Source organism: Zoogloea sp. (assembly GCF_041911615.1).
GTDB lineage: Bacteria > Pseudomonadota > Gammaproteobacteria > Burkholderiales > Rhodocyclaceae > Zoogloea.
In genome coordinates this window covers 39,229-59,376 of record NZ_JAYROR010000122.1, presented here as the reverse complement: position 1 = coordinate 59,376, position 20,148 = coordinate 39,229, and the positions used below count along the sequence as shown (strand labels likewise).

General features: G+C 71.2%; 17 protein-coding genes. 8 read left to right on the top strand and 9 right to left on the bottom strand.

Features of this window, described 5'->3' with window-relative positions; all coding sequences use genetic code 11:
• Nucleotides 1-132: 132 nt before the first annotated feature.
• A complete protein-coding gene (locus ACE3P2_RS16015; protein ID WP_374266257.1) occupies nt 133-810 on the top strand; it encodes a TIGR02281 family clan AA aspartic protease in 678 nt (225 codons plus the stop codon).
• A gap of 13 nt (nt 811-823) precedes the next feature.
• The gene (locus ACE3P2_RS16010) at nt 824-1,711 is read left to right on the top strand and encodes a ketopantoate reductase family protein (RefSeq protein WP_374266255.1); all 888 of its coding nucleotides are present in this window, start codon (nt 824-826) and stop codon (nt 1,709-1,711) included.
• Nucleotides 1,712-1,726: 15 nt separating this feature from the next.
• On the opposite strand, the gene ACE3P2_RS16005 is transcribed toward ACE3P2_RS16010, so the two are convergent.
• Genes ACE3P2_RS16005 through ACE3P2_RS15985 form a run of 5 tightly spaced genes read right to left on the bottom strand, consistent with a single transcriptional unit; the run spans nt 1,727 to nt 5,349 of the window.
• On the bottom strand, nt 1,727-2,230 hold the full coding sequence (locus ACE3P2_RS16005; protein ID WP_374266253.1) for an Lrp/AsnC family transcriptional regulator: 504 nt from the start codon (nt 2,228-2,230) through the stop codon (nt 1,727-1,729).
• Nucleotides 2,227-2,697 (bottom strand): Lrp/AsnC family transcriptional regulator, encoded by a 471-nt coding sequence (locus tag ACE3P2_RS16000; protein ID WP_374266251.1) that lies wholly within the window; start codon nt 2,695-2,697, stop codon nt 2,227-2,229. Before ACE3P2_RS16000 ends, ACE3P2_RS16005 begins: the two co-directional genes overlap by 4 nt.
• Nucleotides 2,694-3,728, bottom strand: coding sequence for an Lrp/AsnC family transcriptional regulator (locus ACE3P2_RS15995; RefSeq protein WP_374266249.1), 1,035 nt, complete (start codon nt 3,726-3,728; stop codon nt 2,694-2,696). Before ACE3P2_RS15995 ends, ACE3P2_RS16000 begins: the two co-directional genes overlap by 4 nt.
• 45 nt (nt 3,729-3,773) lie before the next feature.
• Entirely contained in the window at nt 3,774-4,994 is a 1,221-nt protein-coding gene (locus ACE3P2_RS15990) for a cytochrome D1 domain-containing protein (RefSeq protein ID WP_374266247.1), read from the bottom strand.
• Between the two features lie 4 nt (nt 4,995-4,998).
• Entirely contained in the window at nt 4,999-5,349 is a 351-nt protein-coding gene (locus tag ACE3P2_RS15985) for a cytochrome c (protein WP_374266245.1), read from the bottom strand.
• Nucleotides 5,350-5,497: 148 nt separating this feature from the next.
• Between ACE3P2_RS15985 and ACE3P2_RS15980 the strand changes: the two genes are divergently transcribed.
• Entirely contained in the window at nt 5,498-6,103 is a 606-nt protein-coding gene (locus tag ACE3P2_RS15980; protein ID WP_374266243.1) for a YigZ family protein, read from the top strand.
• Between the two features lie 65 nt (nt 6,104-6,168).
• On the opposite strand, the gene ACE3P2_RS15975 is transcribed toward ACE3P2_RS15980, so the two are convergent.
• On the bottom strand, nt 6,169-6,486 hold the full coding sequence (locus ACE3P2_RS15975) for a c-type cytochrome (protein ID WP_374266241.1): 318 nt from the start codon (nt 6,484-6,486) through the stop codon (nt 6,169-6,171).
• A 71-nt stretch (nt 6,487-6,557) separates the two neighbouring features.
• Nucleotides 6,558-8,279, bottom strand: a complete 1,722-nt coding sequence (locus ACE3P2_RS15970; protein ID WP_374266239.1) for a cytochrome D1 domain-containing protein — start codon at nt 8,277-8,279, stop codon at nt 6,558-6,560.
• 154 nt (nt 8,280-8,433) lie between these two features.
• Here ACE3P2_RS15970 and cobA point away from each other — a divergent pair, with 154 nt between their 5' ends.
• The 5 genes from cobA to ACE3P2_RS15945 all read left to right on the top strand — a co-directional run bounded on the left by cobA (nt 8,434) and on the right by ACE3P2_RS15945 (nt 18,373).
• Complete coding sequence (gene cobA, locus ACE3P2_RS15965; protein ID WP_374266237.1) at nt 8,434-9,327, top strand: uroporphyrinogen-III C-methyltransferase; 894 nt, start codon at nt 8,434-8,436, stop codon at nt 9,325-9,327.
• Between the two features lie 122 nt (nt 9,328-9,449).
• Nucleotides 9,450-11,102, top strand: a complete 1,653-nt coding sequence (locus tag ACE3P2_RS15960; protein ID WP_374266235.1) for a fatty acid--CoA ligase — start codon at nt 9,450-9,452, stop codon at nt 11,100-11,102.
• 279 nt (nt 11,103-11,381) lie between these two features.
• The gene (locus ACE3P2_RS15955; RefSeq protein WP_374266233.1) at nt 11,382-14,753 is read left to right on the top strand and encodes a DUF2126 domain-containing protein; all 3,372 of its coding nucleotides are present in this window, start codon (nt 11,382-11,384) and stop codon (nt 14,751-14,753) included.
• Between the two features lie 124 nt (nt 14,754-14,877).
• Complete coding sequence (locus ACE3P2_RS15950; RefSeq protein ID WP_374266231.1) at nt 14,878-17,403, top strand: circularly permuted type 2 ATP-grasp protein; 2,526 nt, start codon at nt 14,878-14,880, stop codon at nt 17,401-17,403.
• Between the two features lie 28 nt (nt 17,404-17,431).
• Entirely contained in the window at nt 17,432-18,373 is a 942-nt protein-coding gene (locus tag ACE3P2_RS15945; protein ID WP_374266229.1) for a transglutaminase domain-containing protein, read from the top strand.
• Between the two features lie 9 nt (nt 18,374-18,382).
• On the opposite strand, the gene ACE3P2_RS15940 is transcribed toward ACE3P2_RS15945, so the two are convergent.
• Both ACE3P2_RS15940 and ACE3P2_RS15935 read right to left on the bottom strand, forming a co-directional pair.
• Nucleotides 18,383-18,814, bottom strand: a complete 432-nt coding sequence (locus ACE3P2_RS15940) for a PaaI family thioesterase (protein WP_374266227.1) — start codon at nt 18,812-18,814, stop codon at nt 18,383-18,385.
• Between the two features lie 32 nt (nt 18,815-18,846).
• Complete coding sequence (locus tag ACE3P2_RS15935; protein ID WP_374266225.1) at nt 18,847-20,067, bottom strand: MFS transporter; 1,221 nt, start codon at nt 20,065-20,067, stop codon at nt 18,847-18,849.
• Between the last annotated feature and the right edge of the window lie 81 nt (nt 20,068-20,148).

Here is a 20,148-nt window from a genome sequence, read left to right as displayed (position 1 = left end):
GCCCGACGCCGCCCCTGCGGCGCCCGACGCGCCGTCCGTCCCGTCCTCGCCGCCCGACTGGACGCCCCCGATGCCCGGCCCCGACGAGCCGGTGCCGCCCGCCGCCCCCGCCAACTGACGCGCCGCCCTGCCATGCCCACCGACGAATCCGACCGTTCCCGTGACGCCAGCCGGCTGCGTTATCGCCAGCCGGAAGCCGTCAAGGAACAGCGCCTGCGGGCCGTGAAGGCGCGCCTCACCGTCGGCGGCGCAGCCCCCGCAGCGCCCCCGCGATCCGCCCGCGGCTGGCTCGGCCCCGCCGTGTTCTGGACCGCGCTGATCGCGCTGGGCACCGGGTTCGCCAGCTACTGGGCGAGTCAGCACAAGGGCGACACCCGCTTCCGGATCCTCGCCGCCGACGTGCTCGAACTGCGTCGGGGGGCCGACGGCCATTACGGCGTGCCCGGCACCGTCGCGGCCGAGCCGGTGGATTTCGTCGTCGATACCGGCGCCACCCTCACCACCATCTCGGAGGAAATCGGGCGGCGCATCGGCATCCGGGCCTGCCCGGCGATCGGCTTCGATACCGCCCCCGCCGGCCAGCCCGGCTGCTGCCGGCCGGGCGTGTTCTCGACCGCCAACGGCCGCGTCGACGGCTGCGTCGCGCGGGTGCCGAGCCTGCGCTTCGGTGCCTTCGAAGTGCGCAACGTCGAGGTCGCGGTGATGCCCGCCCTCGGCGGGCCGACGCTGCTCGGCATGAACGTGCTCAAGCATTTCAGCCTCGCCCAGCAGGGCAACCGCCTCACCATCTCGGCGCCCCGGGCCGAGTAGCCGTCCGCCAGCCATGACTGCCGTGCCCCGCTACCCCCTCGCGATCGTCGGTGCCGGCGCCCTTGGGCTGCATTTCGCCGCCCGGCTGGCGGGGCTCGGGCCGGTGGCGGTGGTGGCGCGTGACGCCGGACGGGCGGCCGCCCTGCGGGCCGGTGTGATGGTGGGCGACGCCGTCTTCCACCCCGAGGCCTTCGGGCCGGACGCGCTGCCTGGCGCCGACTGGGTGATCGTGCTGGTAAAGGCCGGCGACACCGCCGCCGCCGGGCGGGTCGCCCGGGCGATGGCCCCGCGCGGGGTGCTCTCCTTGCAGAACGGTCTCGTCGAGGATGGGCTGCGGGCGGTCTGCGGCGACGTGTTGGTCGGGCAGGGGATCACCACCGAGGGGGCGTTTCGCGACGGTGACCGGGTGCAGCCCTCGGGGGCGGGCGAGACGCTGCTGCCGCCGGGCTTCGAGGCGGTGGCGGCGCGGCTGGCGGCCGCCGGGCTGAGCGCGCGGGTCGAACCGCAGATTGCCGCCGCGCGGCTGGCCAAGCTGCTGGTGAACCTGGCGATCAATCCCCTGGCGGCGATCTTCCGGGTGCGCAATGGCGACCTGCTCGAAGAGGGCCGTCGCCGGGTCCTGGAGGCGTTGGTGGACGAAGCTTGGCCGCTGCTCCGCGCCGAGGGGCTGTCGCTCGATCTGGCGGCGGCTCAGGCGCGGGTGGCGGCCGTCGCCCGCGCCACCGCGGCCAATCGCGCCAGCATGTTGCAGGATGTGCTGGCCGGACGGGTCACCGAGATCGATGCGATTACCGGGGTGCTGCTGGGCCTCGCCGACGCCCGGGGCGCGGCGGTGCCGACCCACCGGGCGGTGTTTGCGCTGGTGAAGCTGCTCGAAGGGGGCGGTGTGGCGGGCCCGTGAGGGGCGGCCGGGCGTTCAGCCGGATGCGTCGGCGCCGATGCGCAGCCCGGTCTTCTTGAGGATGGCGCTGGAGAACAGCACGTCGTGCTGCCGGCAGGCGGGCCCGAGCAGGGCGGCGATCTCGTCGATGCGCTGGATGACGTTGGCCCGGTCGGGGCCGTGCACCATCGCGAACAGGTTGTAAGGCCAGTCGGGCAGGGCGCGCGGTCGTTCGTAGCAGTGGGTGACGAAATCGAGGCCGCCCACGGCCGCGCCGAGTTCGGCGATGCGAGCGTCGTCCACGTCCCACACCGACATGCCGTTGGCGGTGTAGCCGATGGCGTAGTGGTTGGGCACCGCGCCGATGCGGCGGATGCGGCCGGTGTCGAGCATCGCGGCGAGGCGGGCCTTGACCTCGGCGGCGCTCACCCCAAGCTGCTCTGCGAGCAGGTCGTAGGGGCGCGGCACCAGCGGCAGGCCGGCCTGGGTGGCGATGACGAGGCGGCGGTCGAGTTCGTCGGGTGCGGTGGGGGCGGTCATGCGGTGAGCCTCATGTCCACGAAGAATTCGCGCAGCTTGGGAAAGGCGAACACGTCGAGCCCGGTGGCGGCCTCGATGCGGCGGATCGCGTCGGCGATGCCGTCGGGCGTCTCGGTGGCGAGCACGAACCACATGTTGAGGCGGTGCTCGCGGCGATAGTTGTGGGCGACCTCGGGCAGGGCGTTCACCGCCTCGGTGACTTCGGCGTAGCGCGCTTCGGGCACCGCCAGCGCGGCCAGCACGAAGCGGCCGCCCAGGCGCTCGATCTGGAACATCGGGCCGAAGCGGGTCAGCACCCGTTCGTCGAGCAGGCGCTGGAGGCGGCCGAGGAGGTCGGCCTCGGTGATGCCGAGCTGTTCGGCGACTTCCCGGTAGGGTTCGTCGGCGATCGGAAAGCCGCCCTGCAGCGCGTTGATGATGCGGCGGTCGAGGGCGTCGAGCGTCGCCGGTGTGTGGCGGGGTTTCATGCGGCGAGGCTGCTGCGGGTGGCGGTGGGCGGGGCGACGGCGTCCGGCGCGCGGTAGCGGGCGCCGCACTGCTTGTAGCAGTCGGTGGAGAACAGCACGGCGTGGGGCAGGCGGTCGAGGCCGACGGCGGTGGCGAGCTCGGCGCGGCGGGCTTCGACGGCTTCGCGGCTGCGTCCGTGGATCATGCAGAACAGGTTGTAGGGCCAGTCGGGTGCGTCGCACTGGCGGCGGTAGCACAGGCTCACGCCGTCGTGGCCGGCGAGCTGGTGGCCCAGGCGCGAGACGTCGGCCTCGGGCACCGCCCAGACGCACATGGCGTTGGCGCGGTAGCCCAGTTCGCGGTGGCGCACGACGACGCCGAAGCGCCGCAGGGTGCCGTCGGCCAGCCAGCCGGACAGCGTGGCGAGCACCCCCGCTTCGTCGAGCCCGGCGGCGTCGGCGACGCTGCGGTAGGGGCGCGGCTGCCACGGCAGGCCGTCGTGGAGGGCGGCGATGAGGCGCCAGTCGGCGGCCGACAGCGTACGGCGGGGCACGTCGGCCGATACCGCGTGACGGGTACGGCGCCCCCAGGCCTGGCCGGGGGCGAGGTCGAAGCCGAGGTCGATGTGGAACTCCTCGACCAGCGGCAAGGCGATGGGCGGGCAGCCGGTGGCTTCGCCCATCGCGTGGAGTAGCGCGGCGAGGGCGGCCTCGTCGGCGGCGGCGGCGACGAACCACAGGTTGTAGCGGTGTTCGCGCCGGTAGTTGTGATTGACCCCGGCAAAGCCATTGACGATGGCGGCCACGCGAGGCAGGTCGGCCACCGGCACCGCCATCGCGGCCAGGGTGCTGGCGCCGATGCGGTTGGGGGCGAACACCGGGCCGACGCGGCTGATCTTGCCCGCGTCGCGCAGGCGGGCGAGGCGCGCGAGCACGTCGCCGGCGTCGCAGCCGAGCTGTGTGCCCACGGCCGACCAGGGATCGGCCCGCAGCGGAAAACCGCGCTGGAAGTCGTTGAGGAGGCGGAAGTCGAGGGCGTCGATGGGCGTCATGTCAGGCCTCCTGCCGGGCGGCGGGCGGGGTGCTCCGGGGCATCGTCAGAACCCGATGCGCTGGGCGCGGCTGGTGAAGAAGATGCCGGACGGGGCGTCGGCGGGGAGTTCCTTGCGCAGCGCGAAGCTGGCGGTATCGACCACGCTGACCCGGTTGCTGTCGCGGGACGACAGCCAGACCTCGTCGCCGCGGGGGGTGAATTCCATGTGCAGCACGGCCTTGCCGGGGCTGAAGGTGTGGATCACGCGGCGCTCGACGGTGTCGATGACCTGCACCCATTCGTTGTCGGGGAAGGCGAAATTGACCCACACCTGGCGCCCGTCGGGCCGCGCCATGACGAACACCGGCTGGCCCTTGACCGCCACGCGGCCGCTTTCCTGCCAGCTGGCGGCGTCGGCGATCAGCACCTCGTGGCGGCCGATGGCGGGCAGCCAGGCCTGCCCGGCGGCCAGCGACCAGCCGCGCAGGTGCGGCATCTTGAAGACCGGGAGCTTCTCCTCGCCGCGCCCGTAGCCGGCGAGGATCTTCTTCACGCCGGCCTCCGGGTGCCACAGGTCGAGCAGCGAGATGCCGTCCTCGCCGAACAGGCCGGCCAGGAAGTAGCGGCCGTCGGGGGTCACGAGGCCGTCGTAGGGCTGCTTGCCGGCCGGGTAGCGGGTGGTGACGGGGTGCTTGGGGTCGGAGAAGTCGGTGACGCGGATCTCGTTGGCGTCGAACAGGGCGTAGGCGAAGCGCTGGCCCGGCACGTCGGCGAGGCCGACGACCTTGGAGAACTTGCCGGGGGCGTATTCGGCGGGCACGTCGGCGACGAGTTCCAGCGTGTCGGCGTCGAAGGCCTTGATGCCGCCGGGCTCGTAGTTCTGGGCGACGACCAGCCGGCCGTCCTGGGACACCGAGCCGCCGATGGAATTGCCGGCCTGGATCACCCGCCTGACGATGCGCCGGGTGAGCAGGTCGACCTTGGTGAGGCCGCCGTCGCGCCCGAAGACGTAGGCGTAGCGCCCATCGCGGGAGAAGGCGACGTGGGCGTGGGAGAGGTCGCCGAGGCCGGCCACGCTGCCGAGGGCGGTGTCGTGGCTGTGCTCGACCACCTGCACGCGGCCGGCGGCGCGCTCGATCACGACGCCCAGGTCGCCGGTGCCGCGCAGTGCGTCGGGCGGGGCGTCGGGCGGGGCGGTGGCGCAGCCGCCCAGGGCGAGGGCGGCGAGGAAGGCGGCGAGGAGGGTGGTGCGGGGCCGGGAGGGGGGCCGGAAGAAGGGGCGCATGGGCTCAGTCCTGGGTCGGGAAGCCTTGCTTGAGGCGGGCGACGATCCAGCCGGCCTCGGCTTCGCTCATGAAACGGTTCCAGCCGGGCATCGCGGTGCCGGGACGGCCGTGGAGGATGGTGGCGACGAGGGACTCGTCGGGCCAGTCGGCGAGGCGTGCCGGGGTGAGCGCCGGGCCGAGGCCGCCGGCGAGGCGCATACCGTGGCACGAGCCGCAATCCTGGCGCACCAGGTGGACCAGCGCCTTCTGGCGCTCGGGGTCGGGGTCGCCGGCCTGGGCGGAGCGGGCGGTGCCCACCGACAGGGCGGTGAGCCCCAGCAGCACGGCAACGTGGATGAGCAGCGAACGGTCCATGACCACCTCCTTCGGACAACGGCTCCACAGTAAGTTGAGCCGCCGGAAGGGGCATTGATGGGAGTCAAGAAGCCCCGGCCCGCGTGGCATCTGGCCGGGCGGCGAAATTGGGTATCCTTGGCCGCCGCCTGCCCGACTGTCCGACCCGATGCCCCAGACCCTCGCCGCGCCCGCCCACAGCGATCTGCTGATCAAGAAGAGCCGCTTCATCGGCTGCGTGCAGCCGGTGCCCGACCGGGCCGCCGCGCAACAGGTGGTGGCCGCCCTGCGGGCCGCCCACCCGGGCGCCGCCCACGTGTGCTGGGCGCTGCTGGCGGGCGGACAGTCGGCGGCGGTGGACGACGGCGAACCGGGCGGTACTGCGGGCCGGCCGATGCTCGACGTGCTGCGCCATCAGGATCTGGACGGCGTGCTGGCGACGGTGGTGCGCTACTACGGCGGCGTGAAGCTGGGGGCGGGCGGATTGGTGCGGGCCTATACCGATGCGGTGGCCCAGGCGCTGCTCGGGGCCGCCAGGCGCGCCATCGTGCGGCGTTGCCGGCTGGCCTGCACGGTGCCCTACGCGCTGGAGGGGATGTTGCGGCGGGCTCTGGAGCAGGCCGGCGCGGACATCCTGGCGGTGTCCCACGGGGAGGCGGTGGGCTTCGCGTTCGCGCTGCCGCAGGACGCGGCGGCGGCGCTGGTGGCGCGCCTGGACGAGGCGGGCCATGGGCGCATCGTGTGGCGGGCCGCGGACGCGGCGCCGCAGGCATGAAAAAAGGGCGGGTGCCCGCTCGGGAAACCCGCCCTCGGTGATTTGGCGCGACGCGCCGTGCCGGGTCAGCCCTTCAGGACCCAGCCGACGACTTCCTTGAGGTCGGCGTCGTTGATCTTGTCGGCCGGGTTGGGCGGCATCGGGATCGGGCCCCAGACGCCGGAACCGCCCTTGCGGACCTTGTCGGTGAGCTTGGCGACGGCGTCGCCCTGGCCCTTGTACTTGGCGGCGACATCCTTGAAGGCCGGGCCGACGAGCTTCTTGTCCATCGCGTGGCAGGCCATGCAGCCGGCCTTCTGGGCGGCGGCGGCCGGATCGCCGGCGAGGGCGGTGCCGCTGGCGGCGGTGGCGAGCAGGGCGGCGAGCATCAGCGAATATTTCATTTCGATCTCCTAGTGGCACAAAGAGCCGCCGGCCGGCGCAAAAAGCCGGCCGACGGCGGGTTGAGCGACGATCAGTAGATGTCGTGCTGGGTGTTATACACGTTGAAGTGGCCGGTCGGCGTGATCAGGCGCGGATCCTTGATGACGGCCTTGAGCTTCAGGGTCTTGTCATCCACCACGACGATCGCCGATTCCTTGTTCTTGGCGCTCCACACCGAGAACCACACTTCGTCGCCCGCCTTGTTGAACTCGGGCTGCACCACGCGCTTGGCGCCGTCGTCCTTCAGGCCGGCCCATTCGCCGATCGGCAGGGTCTGGTAGCCGGCGGCGAGGTTCTTCACGTCATACACGACGACCGACTGGGAGATCTTCGGATCCGGGTTCAGCGGGGCGTCGGAGTACAGGTGGGTGGACTTCGGGTGGCTCTTGATGAACAGCGCGCCGCCGCCGGGGCCCTTGATCGACTCGACCATCTTCCAGGCGTATTCCTTGTGCTTGACCGGGTCGGTGCCGATCAGGGCGATGGTTTCGTCACCCAGGTGGCCGGTGGACCACACCGGGCCGTACTTCGGATGGACGAAGTTGGCGCCGCGGCCCGGGTGCGGGATCTTGCCCACGTCGATGAGGCCGGCCAGGGTGCCGTCCTTCAGATCGATGGCGCCGATCTTGTTGGACTGGTTGGCGGCGATCATGAAGTAGCGCTTGGAGCTGTCGAGGCCGCCGTCGTGCAGGAACTTGGCAACCGGGATTTCCTTGGTGGTGATCTCGTTGATGTTGCTGTAGTTCACCATCAGGGTCTTGCCGGTCTCCTTCACGTTCACCACGAACTCGGGCTTGTAGTGGGAAGCGACGATGGAGGCGACGCGCGGCTCGGGGTGGTATTCCTGCTCGCCGACTGTCATGCCGCGGGTGGCCATGATCTTCAGCGGCTCGAGGGTGTCGCCGTTCATGATCACGTACTGGGGCGGCCAGTAGGTGCCGGCGATGGCCAGCTTGTCTTCGTAGCCCTTGTACTTGGAGGTCTCGACCGAACGGGCCTCGAGGCCGACGCGGATTTCGGCGACGTTGTCCGGTTTTTCCATCCACAGGTCGATCATGTTGATCTTGGCGTCGCGGCCGATCACGAACAGGTAGCGGCCGGAGGCCGACACGCGGGAGATGTGCACCGCGTAGCCGGTCTTGACCACGTTGATGATCTTCTTGGTGTCGCCGTCGATCAGGGCGATCTCGCCGGTGTCGCGCAGGGTGGTGGAGAAGATGTTTTCCAGGTTGTAGCTGTTCATCTTCTTCTTCGGGCGCGCCTCGGGCGGCACGATGACCTTCCAGGTCGCCTTCATGTCCTTCAGGCCGTACTCGGGCGGCTGCGGCGGGGTCTGCTGGACGTAGCGGGCCATCAGGTCCACTTCATCGTCGGAGAGCTCGCCCGAGGTGCCCCAGTTCGGCATGCCGGCCGGCGAGCCGTACTTGATGAACACCTTGAGGTAGTCGGTGCCGGCCGCGAGGGTCTTGTCCGGAGTCAGCGGCTTGCCGGTGGCGCCCTTGCGGAGCACGCCGTGGCAGCCGGCGCAACGCTCGAAGTAGATCTGGCGGGCCTTGTCGAACTCGGCCTTGCTCATCGGCGGGGCCTTGGGGTTGATGTCCTGGTACATATCGACGTTGGCCAGCGGCGAGCCTGCCGACTGGTACTTCGCCTCGGGGGCGTTGGTCGTCGTCTTGGCCTCTTCGGCAAAGGCGTGTGCCATGGCCAGCGGCAGCAGGGCCGCGGCAATTGCTCCGGTCTTCCACATTCTCATCGTGCATCTCCCTTGAAATGAACCCAACCGGCGGAGTGTTCCGCTTGCGGCGAAGAGTGCGCCTGTGGGGCATTCCCCTTCCTTGACAGGGGTCAAGTTCGAAAACGCGACTGGCCTGATAGATTCCGGCCGTCATGATCCCGGGAGCCTCGCCATGCCGCCGCCCGTCACCGCCAGTCTGGAAATGCCCGCCGCCGGCGCCCTGCGCGCCTTCCTCGACCAGCTTCTCGGCGGCGGGGGCGGTAGTGCCGCCGACGCGCTGCGACCGGCGCACGCCACCGCGGGCGGCCTCGGCCGGGTGGCCCTGGTGGGTGCCGGCCCCGGCGACCCCGAACTGCTGACCCTGCGCGCCGCACGCCTGATCGCGGCCGCCGACGCGCTGGTGGTCGATCACCTGGTGGGCGACGGCATCCTCGACCTTGCCCGGCCGGGCGCCGAATGCCTCTACGTGGGCAAGGAGGCCGGCCACCACACGCTGCCCCAGGAGGAGATCAACCAGCTGCTGGTGCGCCTGGCGCGCGAGGGCAAACAGGTGGTGCGCCTGAAGGGCGGCGATCCGTTCATCTTCGGGCGGGGCGGGGAGGAACTCGAAGAGCTGCTGGCCGCCGGCGTGCCCTTCGAGGTGGTGCCCGGCATCACCGCCGCCTGCGGAGCCGGCGCCTACGCGGGGATTCCGCTCACCCATCGGGACTACGCCCAGTCGGTGGTGTTCGCCACCGGCCACCGGCGGGCCGGCGAGTCGGCCCTGGACTGGGTCGCCCTGGCCCGTCCGCGCCAGACCGCCGTGATCTACATGGGCGTGGGCATGCTGGCGTCGCACTGCGGCGCCCTGATCGCCCACGGCCGTGGGGCCGACACGCCGGCCGCGCTCGTCGAGAACGGCACCCGGCCGGGCCAGCGGGTCGTGACCGGCACCCTTGCCACGCTGCCCGAACGGGCCGCCGCCGCCGGCATTCGTCCGCCGGCCCTGCTGATCGTCGGCGAAGTGGTCGCGCTGGCCGACAAGCTGGCGTGGTTCGAGGGCGCCGCGGTCCACGCCCAGGCCTGAGCCGTTTTCGGCACACCCGTCGTGGCCGCCTGCGGGCGGCCTTTTGCCGTTTGCCCGGCCTTCGGGCGAGCCTGCTAAGCTTCGCCCCGTCACAAAACCATAACAAACAAGGGGGAATCGCCATGCCCGTCAAGCTGGTGGACCGCACACCCGAGGCCTACGCCTACCCGCTGCTCATCAAGCAGCTCCTGCACTCGCCGCTGGCCACCGCGCCCGACCAGGAGATCACCTACATGGGCGTGCGCCGCCACAGCTACCGCGTGCTGCGCGAGCGCATCGGGCGCCTCGCCAGTGCCCTCGCCGCCCTCGGCGTGGAGGCCGGCGACACCGTGGCGATGATGGACTGGGACAGTCACCGCTACCTGGAATGCTTCTTCGCGGTGCCGATGATGGGCGCCATCCTGCAGACGGTGAACGTGCGCCTGACCCCCGAGCAGATCCTCTACACCCTCAACCACGCCCGTGCCGACGCGGTGCTGGTCAATGCCGAGTTCTTCCCGATCCTGGCGGCCATCGCGCCGCGCCTGGAGACCGTGCGCCGCTTCGTGCTGATCGAGGACGCGCCGCCCGCCGACGCGGCGCCGGTGAACTTCGCCGGCGAGTACGAGGCGCTTCTCGCCGCCGCCTCGCCCGACTACGACTTTCCGGATTTCGACGAGAACGCCAAGGCCACCACCTTCTACACCACCGGCACCACCGGCCTGCCCAAGGGCGTGTATTTCAGCCACCGCCAGCTCGTGCTGCACACCCTGTCGGTGGCGGCGGCGCTGGGGGGCGCCACCTTCCACGGGCGGCTCCACCGGGACGACGTCTACATGCCGATCACCCCGATGTTCCACGTCCACGCCTGGGGCGTGCCCTACGTGGCGACGCTGCTGGGCCTCAAGCAGGTCTACCCGGGCCGCTACGTGCCCGAGACGCTGCTCAAGCTGGTCCGCGACGAAGGGGTGAGCTTTTCCCACTGCGTGCCCACCGTGCTGCACATGCTGCTGGTGCATCCGCTCTCGAAGGTGATCGACCTGTCGCGCTGGAAGCTCATCATCGGTGGCTCGGCCATGTCGCAGGCGCTGGCCCGCGTGGCGCTCGAGCGGGGCATCGACGTGTTCACCGGCTACGGCATGTCCGAGACCTGTCCGATCCTCACCGTCGCCCTGCTGCCCAGCAGCGCCCGCGACGCCTCGCTCGACGAGCAGGCCGCGCTGCGTGCCCGCACCGGTCTGCCGCTGCCGCTGGTGGATGTCCGCGTGGTGGGCCAGGACGGCACCCCGCAGCCCCACGACGGACACAGCGTCGGCGAAGTGGTGGTGCGCAGCCCGTGGCTGACCCAGGGCTACCTCCACGACGCCGACGCCTCGGCGGTGCTGTGGCAGGACGGCGTGCTGCACACCGGCGACATCGGCCACATCGCGCCGGACGGCAGCCTGCAGATCACCGACCGGATCAAGGACGTCATCAAGACCGGCGGCGAGTGGACCTCCTCGCTGCAGCTCGAGGACATCGTGGCCCAGCACCCGGCGGTGGCCGACGTGGCGGTGATCGGCGTCCCCGATCCGAAATGGGGTGAGCGCCCGCTGGCCAAGGTCACCCTGAAGCCCGATCAGGTGGGCCACGTCACCGAGCACGAGATCCGCCACTTCGCGGCGAAGCGCATCGAGGCCACCGGCGTGTCGCGATACGGCGTGCTGCTGCAGGTGCAGTTCGTCGAGGCCCTGGCGCGCACCAGCGTCGGCAAGCTCAACAAGCGGGTGATGCGCGAGGAGCAGGGCGCTGGCTGAGCGTCGCGCAGATCGACGGACACGGAGGGCCACCCGACGGGGTGGCCCTTTTCGTTGGTGGGCGTGGTGGCGCACCGAACTGGTGCAGCCTGTTTCCCCCAACTTGGTGCATTCCCCCGGTGGCGGCCCGCGGCCGGGCGGCAAACCGCCCACCGAAGGCCGCGCCGGCCCCGGGAACGGCCTGTAATACGCGGTGCACACGGCATAAGCAGAGTGGCATGGGCATTGCTTGACCTCTCCGCAAACCCGAAACCCGCAGTCCCGAGAACGGAGTCTCCCGTGACCATCCACGTTGCCCTCAACCACCTCACGTCCTACAAGTACGACCGCCCGATCAACGTCGGCCCGCAGGTCGTGCGCCTGCGCCCGGCGCCCCACAGCCGCACCCGCATCCTGTCGTATTCGCTGCGCGTGCTGCCCAAGCCGCACTTCATCAACTGGCAGCAGGACCCGCAATCCAACTACCTGGCCCGCCTGGTGTTCCCGGAGAAGGTGACCGAATTCAGCGTCGAGGTGGACCTGGTGGCCGAGATGTCGGTCATCAACCCCTTCGACTTCTTCCTGGAGCCCGAGGCCGAGAACTTCCCCTTCGCCTACGACAAGACCCTCGCCCACGAGCTGGCGCCCTTCCTGCTGAAGGAAGAAGCCACCCCCGCCTTTGCCGACTACCTCGCCACCATCCCGCGCGAGACGATGCGCAGCGTGGATTTTCTGGTGAAGGTGAACGCCGACCTGCAGCAGCACATCGGCTACGTGATCCGCATGGAGCCGGGCGTGCAGACGCCCGAAGAAACCCTCACCAGGCGCACCGGCTCGTGCCGCGACTCGGCCTGGCTGCTGGTCCAGCTGCTGCGCCACATGGGCCTCGCCGCGCGCTTCGTGTCCGGCTACCTGATCCAGCTGAAGGCCGACGTGAAGGCCCTGGACGGCCCGTCGGGCACCGAAGTGGACTTCACCGACCTGCACGCCTGGACCGAGGTTTACCTGCCCGGCGCCGGCTGGGTCGGCCTCGACCCGACCTCCGGCCTCTTCGCCGGTGAAGGCCACATCCCGCTGGCCTGCTCGCCCGATCCCTCCTCCGCCGCGCCGATCTCCGGCCTCATCGACGAGTGCGAATGCGAGTTCGAGCACCACATGAAGGTCACCCGCGTGAAGGAAGCGCCGCGGGTCACCAAGCCCTACACCGAAGCGCAATGGGCCGAGATCGAAGCCCTCGGCCACCTCATCGACGTGGACCTGGAAGCCCAGGACATGCGCCTCACCATGGGCGGCGAGCCCACCTTCGTGTCCATCGACGACCCGGACGGCGCCGAATGGAACACCGAGGCAATGGGCCCCAACAAGCGCATCCGCGCCGAAGACCTCTACCACCGCCTGCGCGACAAGTACGCCCCCACTGGCCTCGCCCACTTCGGCCAGGGCAAGTGGTATCCGGGCGAGCAGCTGCCGCGCTGGTCGCTCACCTGCTTCTGGCGCAAGGACGGCGAGCCGATCTGGACCCGCCCCGATCTCATCGGTGATGCCGCCACCCCCGGCAGCGCCAAGGTGGACAAGGCTCACACCTTCCTCGCCGGCGTCGCCGCGCGCCTCGCCCTCGACCGGCGGCGGGTCTTCCCGGCCTACGAGGACGCCTTCTACTACCTGTGGCGCGAGCGCCGCCTGCCCGGCAACGTCGATCCCTTCGACGCGCGCCTCGACGACCCGCTGGAGCGCGAACGCATCCGCCGCGTCTACGAGTACGGCCTGCCCAATCCGGTCGGCTATGTGCTGCCGGTGTCGATCCACCCCTACACCGGCGCCTGGCAGACCGGCCCGTGGTTCCTGCGCGACGAGCGCTGCTACCTGATCCCCGGCGATTCCCCGCTCGGCTACCGGCTGCCGCTCGATTCCCAACCCTGGGCCGCGAAGGGCGACTACCCCTACGTGAATCCGGTGGACAGCCACCAGCCCTTCCCGCCGCTGCCCGCCTACACCACGATCCGCCGCCAGTTGCCGGGCGGCCAGACCGCCGTCCTCAACGTCCTGCGCGACGACCCCGGCGCCCCGGCGTCGAGTGCCGCCGAGGCCGCCCTCCAGGCCGCCCGCGCCGCCGAGAAGCTGCGCCCCACCGACCGCGTGCCGCAGCCCTTCGAATCGGCCGACTGGGTGGTGCGCACCGCCCTGTGCGCCGAGCCGCGCAACGGCATCCTGCACCTCTTCATGCCGCCCCTGGCGAGCCTCGAGAAATACCTCGAGCTGGTTGCCGCCATCGAAGCCACCGCCGCCGACCTCGCCACGCCGGTCGTCATCGAAGGCTACGAGCCGCCGTCCGACCCGCGCCTGACCCACTTCCGCATCACGCCCGACCCCGGCGTGATCGAGGTGAACATCCACCCGGCCGCCAACTGGGAAGCGCTGGTCGAGCGCACCACCCACCTCTACGAGGCCGCCCACTACTCGCGCCTCACCACCGAAAAGTTCATGGTGGATGGCCGCCACACCGGCACCGGCGGTGGCAACCACTTCGTGCTCGGCGGCGCCACGCCGGCCGATTCGCCCTTCCTGCGTCGGCCCGACCTGCTGCGCAGCCTCATTTCCTACTGGCACAACCACCCGAGCCTGTCCTACCTGTTCTCGGGCCTGTTCATCGGCCCCACCAGCCAGGCTCCGCGCATCGACGAAGCGCGCAACGACTCGGTGTACGAAATCGAGACCGCCTTCCGGCAGTTCCCGAAGATGGGCGAGAACGTCCCGCCCTGGCTCATCGACCGCCTGCTGCGCAACCTGCTCGTCGACGTGTCGGGCAACACCCACCGGGCCGAGTTCTGCATCGACAAGCTCTACTCGCCCGACGGCCCTACCGGCCGCCTCGGCCTGGTCGAGATGCGCGCCTTCGAGATGCCGCCCCACGCGCGCATGTCGCTGGCCCAGCAGCTCCTGCTGCGCGGCCTGCTGGCCCGTTTCTGGGAAACCCCCTACGCCCCCGAGCGCCTGGTGCGCTGGGGCACCGAGCTGCACGACCGCTTCCTGCTGCCGCACTTCGTCGAGCAGGATTTCAACGACGTCATCGAGGACATGCAGGCCCACGGCCTCGCCTTCAAGGCCGAGTGGTTCGCGCCGCACCTGGAATTCCGCTTCCCCAAGATCGGCGATTTCGCGGTGCGCGGCATCGAGGTCGAACTGCGCAACGCCCTCGAGCCCTGGCATGTGATGGGCGAGGAGGGTGCCGCCGGCGGCACCGTGCGCTTCGTCGATTCGTCGGTCGAGCGCCTGCAGGTGAAGGTGTCGGGCATGTCGGGCGAGCGCTTCCTGCTGGCGGTCAATGGCCGCACGATACCGCTGCAGCCCACCGGCACGGTCGGCGAGCACGTGGCCGGGGTGCGCTACCGGGCCTGGCAGCCGCCCTCGTGCCTGCACCCGACCATCCCGCCCCACGCGCCGCTCACTTTCGATCTGGTGGACACCTGGACCGGACGCGCCCTCGGCGGCTGCCAGTACCACGTGTCGCACCCGGGCGGACGCAGCTTCGAGACCTTCCCGGTCAACGCCTTCGAAGCCGAGAGCCGGCGCCTGGCGCGCTTCTTCCGGATGGGGCACACCCCGGGCGAGCCGCAGGTCCAGGTCTCGCCGACCGAGAAGGAGTTCCCCTTCACGCTCGATCTGCGGCGCTGACGCCGTCGTGCCCGCGCGCGGCGGCGGCCGTTACGGCCCGCCGCCGCCGGCCTCCCGCTCCGCGTCCGCCGGTGCGGCGGATCTCACCGTCTGCGCCGGCCGTCCTGTGCTAGTTTCGCGCCCCATGACCAGTCCCTTCCTCGCCCACTACACCTATCGCCCCGACAGCTACGACGAGCTGTGCGGGGAGGACGGCGTCCGCCCCCACTGGCAGCAGTTCCTCGACCACCTCGACGAATCCGGCAGCGACATCCTGCGCGCCCGCGCCGCCCAGCTCGAGCGCGGCATTCAGCAGAACGGCGTCACCTACAACGTCTATGCCGACCCCCGTGGCGTCAGCCGGCCCTGGTCCCTCGACCTGCTGCCGCTGATCCTGCCCGCCGACGAATGGCGCGGCATTGCCACCGCCATCGCCCAGCGCGCGCGCCTGCTCAACGCTCTGCTGGGCGACCTCTACGGCCCCCAGACGACCCTGTCCGAAGGTCTCCTGCCGCCCGAGCTGGTGTTCGGCCACAAGGGCTACCTGTGGCCCTGCCACGGCATCCGTCCCGCCGGCGACAACTTCCTGCACCTCTACGCGGCGGATCTCGCCCGCTCGCCCGACGGCCGCTGGTGGGTCATCGCCGACCGCACCCAGGCCCCGTCCGGCGCCGGCTATGCGCTCGAAAACCGCCTGCTGGTGTCGCGCGCCTTCCCCGACCTGTTCCGCGACATGCAGGTGCAGACCCTCGCGCGCTTCTTCCGCGAGCTGCAGCGCAGCCTCGCCGCCCAGGCCCCCACCGACGGCGAGCCGCCGCTCACCGTGCTGCTCACCCCGGGGCCGTTCAACGAAACCTACTTCGAGCACGTCTACCTGGCCCGCTACCTGGGCTTTCCCCTCGTCGAGGGGCAGGACCTCACGGTGCGCAACGACACCGTCTACCTCAAAACCGTCTCCGGCCTCGAGCGCGTGCACGCCATCCTGCGCCGCCTCGACGACAACTTCTGCGATCCGGTCGAACTGCGCGCCGACTCCGCCCTCGGCGTGCCGGGCCTGCTCGGCGCGGTGCGCGCCGGCCGCGTGCTGGTCGCCAACGCGCTGGGGTCGGGGCTGCTCGAATCGGCCGCGCTGCCCGGCTTCCTGCCCGGCATCTGCCGCCACCTGCTGGGCGAGGAGCTGGCCCTGCCGTCGGTGGCCACCTGGTGGTGCGGCGAGGCGCCGGCCCGCCGCGAGGTGCTGAAGAACCTCGACAAGCTGGTCCTCAAGCCCACCTTTCCCGGCGTCTCCAACGAGATCATCTTCGGCGACCGCCTCGCCGCCGACCAGCTCGACGCCCTCGCCGCGCGCATCGAGTTCGACCCCTCGGCCTTTGTCGCCCAGGAACTCGTCAAACTCTCCCGCGCTCCGATCTGGGCCGGCGGCCACCGTCGCAAGCTGCGCACCCGGGCGATGGGCCTGCGCGTCTATGCCGCCCTCACGCCCGAAGGCTACACCGTGCTGCCCGGCGGCCTCGCGCGGGTCGCCGGGGTCGAGAACATGCGCATCCTCACCCTGCAGAAGGGCGGCAGCAGCAAGGACACCTGGGTCCTGTCCGACGGGCCGGTGTCCGCATTCAGCATGCTCCACGCCAGCATCGGGGTGGCCGATCTCATCCGCGAAACCGGCACCCTGTCGTCGCGGCTGGCCGAAAACCTGTTCTGGTTCGGGCGTTACTCCGAGCGCTGCGACGCGGTCGCGCGGCTCGCCCGGCTGGCCCTCGCGCGTCTCTCCGAGGGCCGCCACGCCGAGCGCGCCGGCGCCCTCGGCACCCTGCTGGCGCTGGCCGCCGGCGCCGGCCTGATCGAGCCCGAGCAGGTGGACGCCCCGCTGGCCAAGGCCGAGCTCGACCTGTTCCGCGCGGTGCTCGACCGCGCCGCCGACCACGGCCTCGCCGCCAACCTGCAGCGCCTCACCTGGTGCGCCGGGCAGGCTCGCGAACACCTCTCGCTGGACCACTGGCACGCCCTCAAGCGCCTGTCGGCCGAGATCGAGGCCTGTCGCGACCACGTCAGCGACGTGCCCGCACTGCTCGAATTCCTCGACGAGGCGCTGACCACCTTCGTCTCCCTGTCGGGCTTCGCGATGGACAACATGACCCGCGACATGGGCTGGCGCCTGCACATCGTCGGGCGCCGCATCGAGCGCCTCGACAGCCTCGCCGGCACCCTCGCCAGCTTCCTGCGCCGCCACGTCGAGACCGACACGCCGCTGCACCGGGAGCTCGCCGTCGAGGCCCTGCTCGAACTGTGCGACTCGATCATCACCTACCGCACCCGCTACCGCGCCCAGCCGGCCCTGCTGCCGGCCCTGCACCTGCTCGCGATGGACGACGCCAACCCGCACGCCCTGGCCTTTCAGGTGCGGATGCTGTCCAACTATCTGGGCAAGCTCGATGGCGACGGCCCGCCGCTGGGCACGGCCGCGCTCGAAACGGCCTTCGCCGCGCTGCAGGCTTTCCCGTGGGCGCAGCTCGAGGGCGGTGTCGCCGAGGCGGTTCACGACGAGGCCTGCCTCGCCCTCGCCGGGCATTTCGAGCATCTCGCCGAGGTCGGCCGTCAGTTGTCCGACCGCCTCGCGATGCGCTTCTTCAGCCACACCGGCCGGACCGGCCAGGCCACGTTCGCGGCATGAACCCGCGGCGCCACCCGGACCTCCCGTCATGACCCGAAGCATCGACTACATCGTCCTCCACGAGACCGAGTACCCCGCCTGCGGCGTGCCCGTCTCGCTGGCCCAGCACCTGCTCCACCTGATCCCGCGCGCGCTGCCGTGGCAGACCCGCCAGGCCGCCGGCATCACCATCGCGCCCGACCTGGCCCGCCTCCAGCACGGCGAGGACAGCTTCGGCAACCCGGTTGCCTGGCTCTCCCTCGACACGCCCCACGACGGCCTGCTGGTGCGCGCCGAGAGCCACGTCACGGTGATCGGGCGGGCGCAGCCCAAGGCCGCCGCGTCGCCCCCGTGGGAGCGCGTGCGCGACCGCTTCCAGTACCGCCCGGCGCCGTGCAGCGCCGAGGTGCTTGACGCCCAGCGCTACCTCTACGCCTCGCCCCAGGCGCCGCGCACCCCGCGCCTGGCCGAGTTCGCCGCCCGCGCCTTCACGCCCGGCGTGCCGCTGCTGGTGGGCGCCCAGGCGCTGATGCGGCTGATCTTCGAGACCTTCACCTTCGACGCCGAAGCCACCGAGGTGGGCACGCCGGTGGACGAGGTGCTGGCCCGCAAGCGCGGCGTCTGCCAGGACTTCGCCCACCTGATGATCGCCGCCCTGCGCTCCCTCGGCCTGCCGGCGCGCTACATGTCGGGCTACCTGCTCACCGATCCGCCGCCGGGCAAGCCGCGCCTCGTCGGCGCCGACGCCTCCCACGCCTGGGTGGCGGTGTGGTGCCCGGAAAACAGCTGGGTCGAATACGACCCCACCAACGGCATCCAGCCCGACCTGCGCCACGTCACCCTCGGCTGGGGGCGCGACTTCCAGGACGTCTCGCCGCTGCGCGGAGTCATCCTCGGCGGGCTGGCCCAGGCGCCGGAGGTGCGCGTCACGGTGATGCCCGAGGCCGAATGGCGGGCCCGCGCGGCGACCCCGGCCGACGCGGCACGCTGAGCCCGCCCGTCAGCCCTGCGGCCACAGGATCATCTGGGTGCAGCGGAACAGCGCGATCTTCCGCCCGCTCGCCGCGTCACTCACCACCGCGTCCCACACCTGGGTGTTGCGCCCTAGGTGCTGGGCGGTGGCGACGCAGGCGATGCTGCCTTCCTTCACCGTGCCCAGGTGGTTGCTCTTCAGTTCGATGGTCGTGAAGGAGTGCGCGCCGGCCGGCAGGTGCGCCACGGTGGCGTAGCCGCAGGTGGTGTCGGCCAGCGCCACGATGCTTGCCGCGTGGAGGAATTCGTTCGGGGCGAAGTGCAGCTTCTTCACCGGCATCCGGCTCGTCAGGCGGCCTTCCTCGAGCGCCTGCATCTCCAGGCCGAGAAAGCCCGGCAGGTATTCCTCGCCGATCCGGTTGAGGTGTTCGATCGTCACGTCGTCGCGCAGTCGTTTCATCGTAGCGTCCTTGGGTTGGAAAACATCGTGATTCAAGCCGGAGCGGCGCCGGGCCGGCTTACCGGCGCCTCGTGGATCGGCAGGTTAACCAGCGCCGCGGCGCCGGCCAGGGCCATGTCGGCGTACCACATCCACGCGTAGTCGCCGAAGTTCACCCGCGCCAGTCCGCCCAGCCACGCGCCGAGAAAGCCGCCGATCTGGTGCGACAGCAAGGTGAGCCCGAACAGCGTCGCGAGGAAGCGGGTGCCGAACAGCTTGCCGACGAGCGCCGCGGTGGGCGGCACCGTCGCCAGCCAGGTGAAGCCGAGCCCCGCCGCGAACAGGTAAAACGTCCACTCGCCCTTGGGCATCAGCAGGTACAGCCCGATCAGCGCCGCCCGCGACGCGTACATCAGCGCCAGCACGTGCTTGCTGCGATAGCGCGCCACGCAGGCGCCGGCGTAGAGGCTGCCCGCCACGTTGGCGAGCCCGATCAGCGCCAGCGACGCACTCGCCACCGTCGCCGGCAGGCCGCACAGCGCCACCTCGCCCGGCAGGTGCGTCACCAGGAAGGCGATGTGAAAGCCGCAGGTGAAGAAGCCCGCGTGCAGCAGCAGATAGCTGCGATCGCGCAGGGCCGCGGCGATCGCCGGGCCGAGGCGCTGCCCATCGTCGCCGAGCGTGCGCGGGCGCCCGTCCGTGGCGCCGGCCAGCCGGCCGACCAGGGGCAGGGCCGCCAGGACGGTCAGGGCCATCGCCCACAGGGCGCCGGTCCAGCCCAGGGACTGGATCAGCCGCTGCAACACGGGCGCGAACACGAACTGCCCGAACGAGCCTCCCGCGTTGATGAGTCCCGACGCCGCGCCGCGGGCGTCCGCCGGCAGGCGCTGGGCCGCCGCACCGATCAGCACCGAGAAGCCGCCCGCCCCGGACCCCGCCGACGCCAGCAGCCCGAGCGTCATCGCCAGCCCGAAGCCGTCCCGCGCGAAGGGCGTCAGCGCGCAGCCGAGGGCCAGTGCCAGCAAGGCCACCACCAGCACCGCCCGTGGCCCGTGGCGATCGGCCACCGCGCCGGCGAGGGGCTGGATCGCGCCCCACGCGAACTGCCCGACCGCGAGCGCCAGGCTGATCGAGGCGATGCCCATGCCGGTGCTGGTGTTGATCGGACCGACGAACAGCCCGAACGACTGCCGGACGCCCATGGTGACCATCAGGATGCCGGCGGCGGCCAGGGCCACGCCTGGCACACCGGGGCGGCGCAGGGACTGGAACATGGGTCGGCGCTCCGTGGGTGAGGGCTCCGATTGTGGTCGCCGCTCCGCGCTCCGACAAATCATTTAAAATTTCTCATGGAA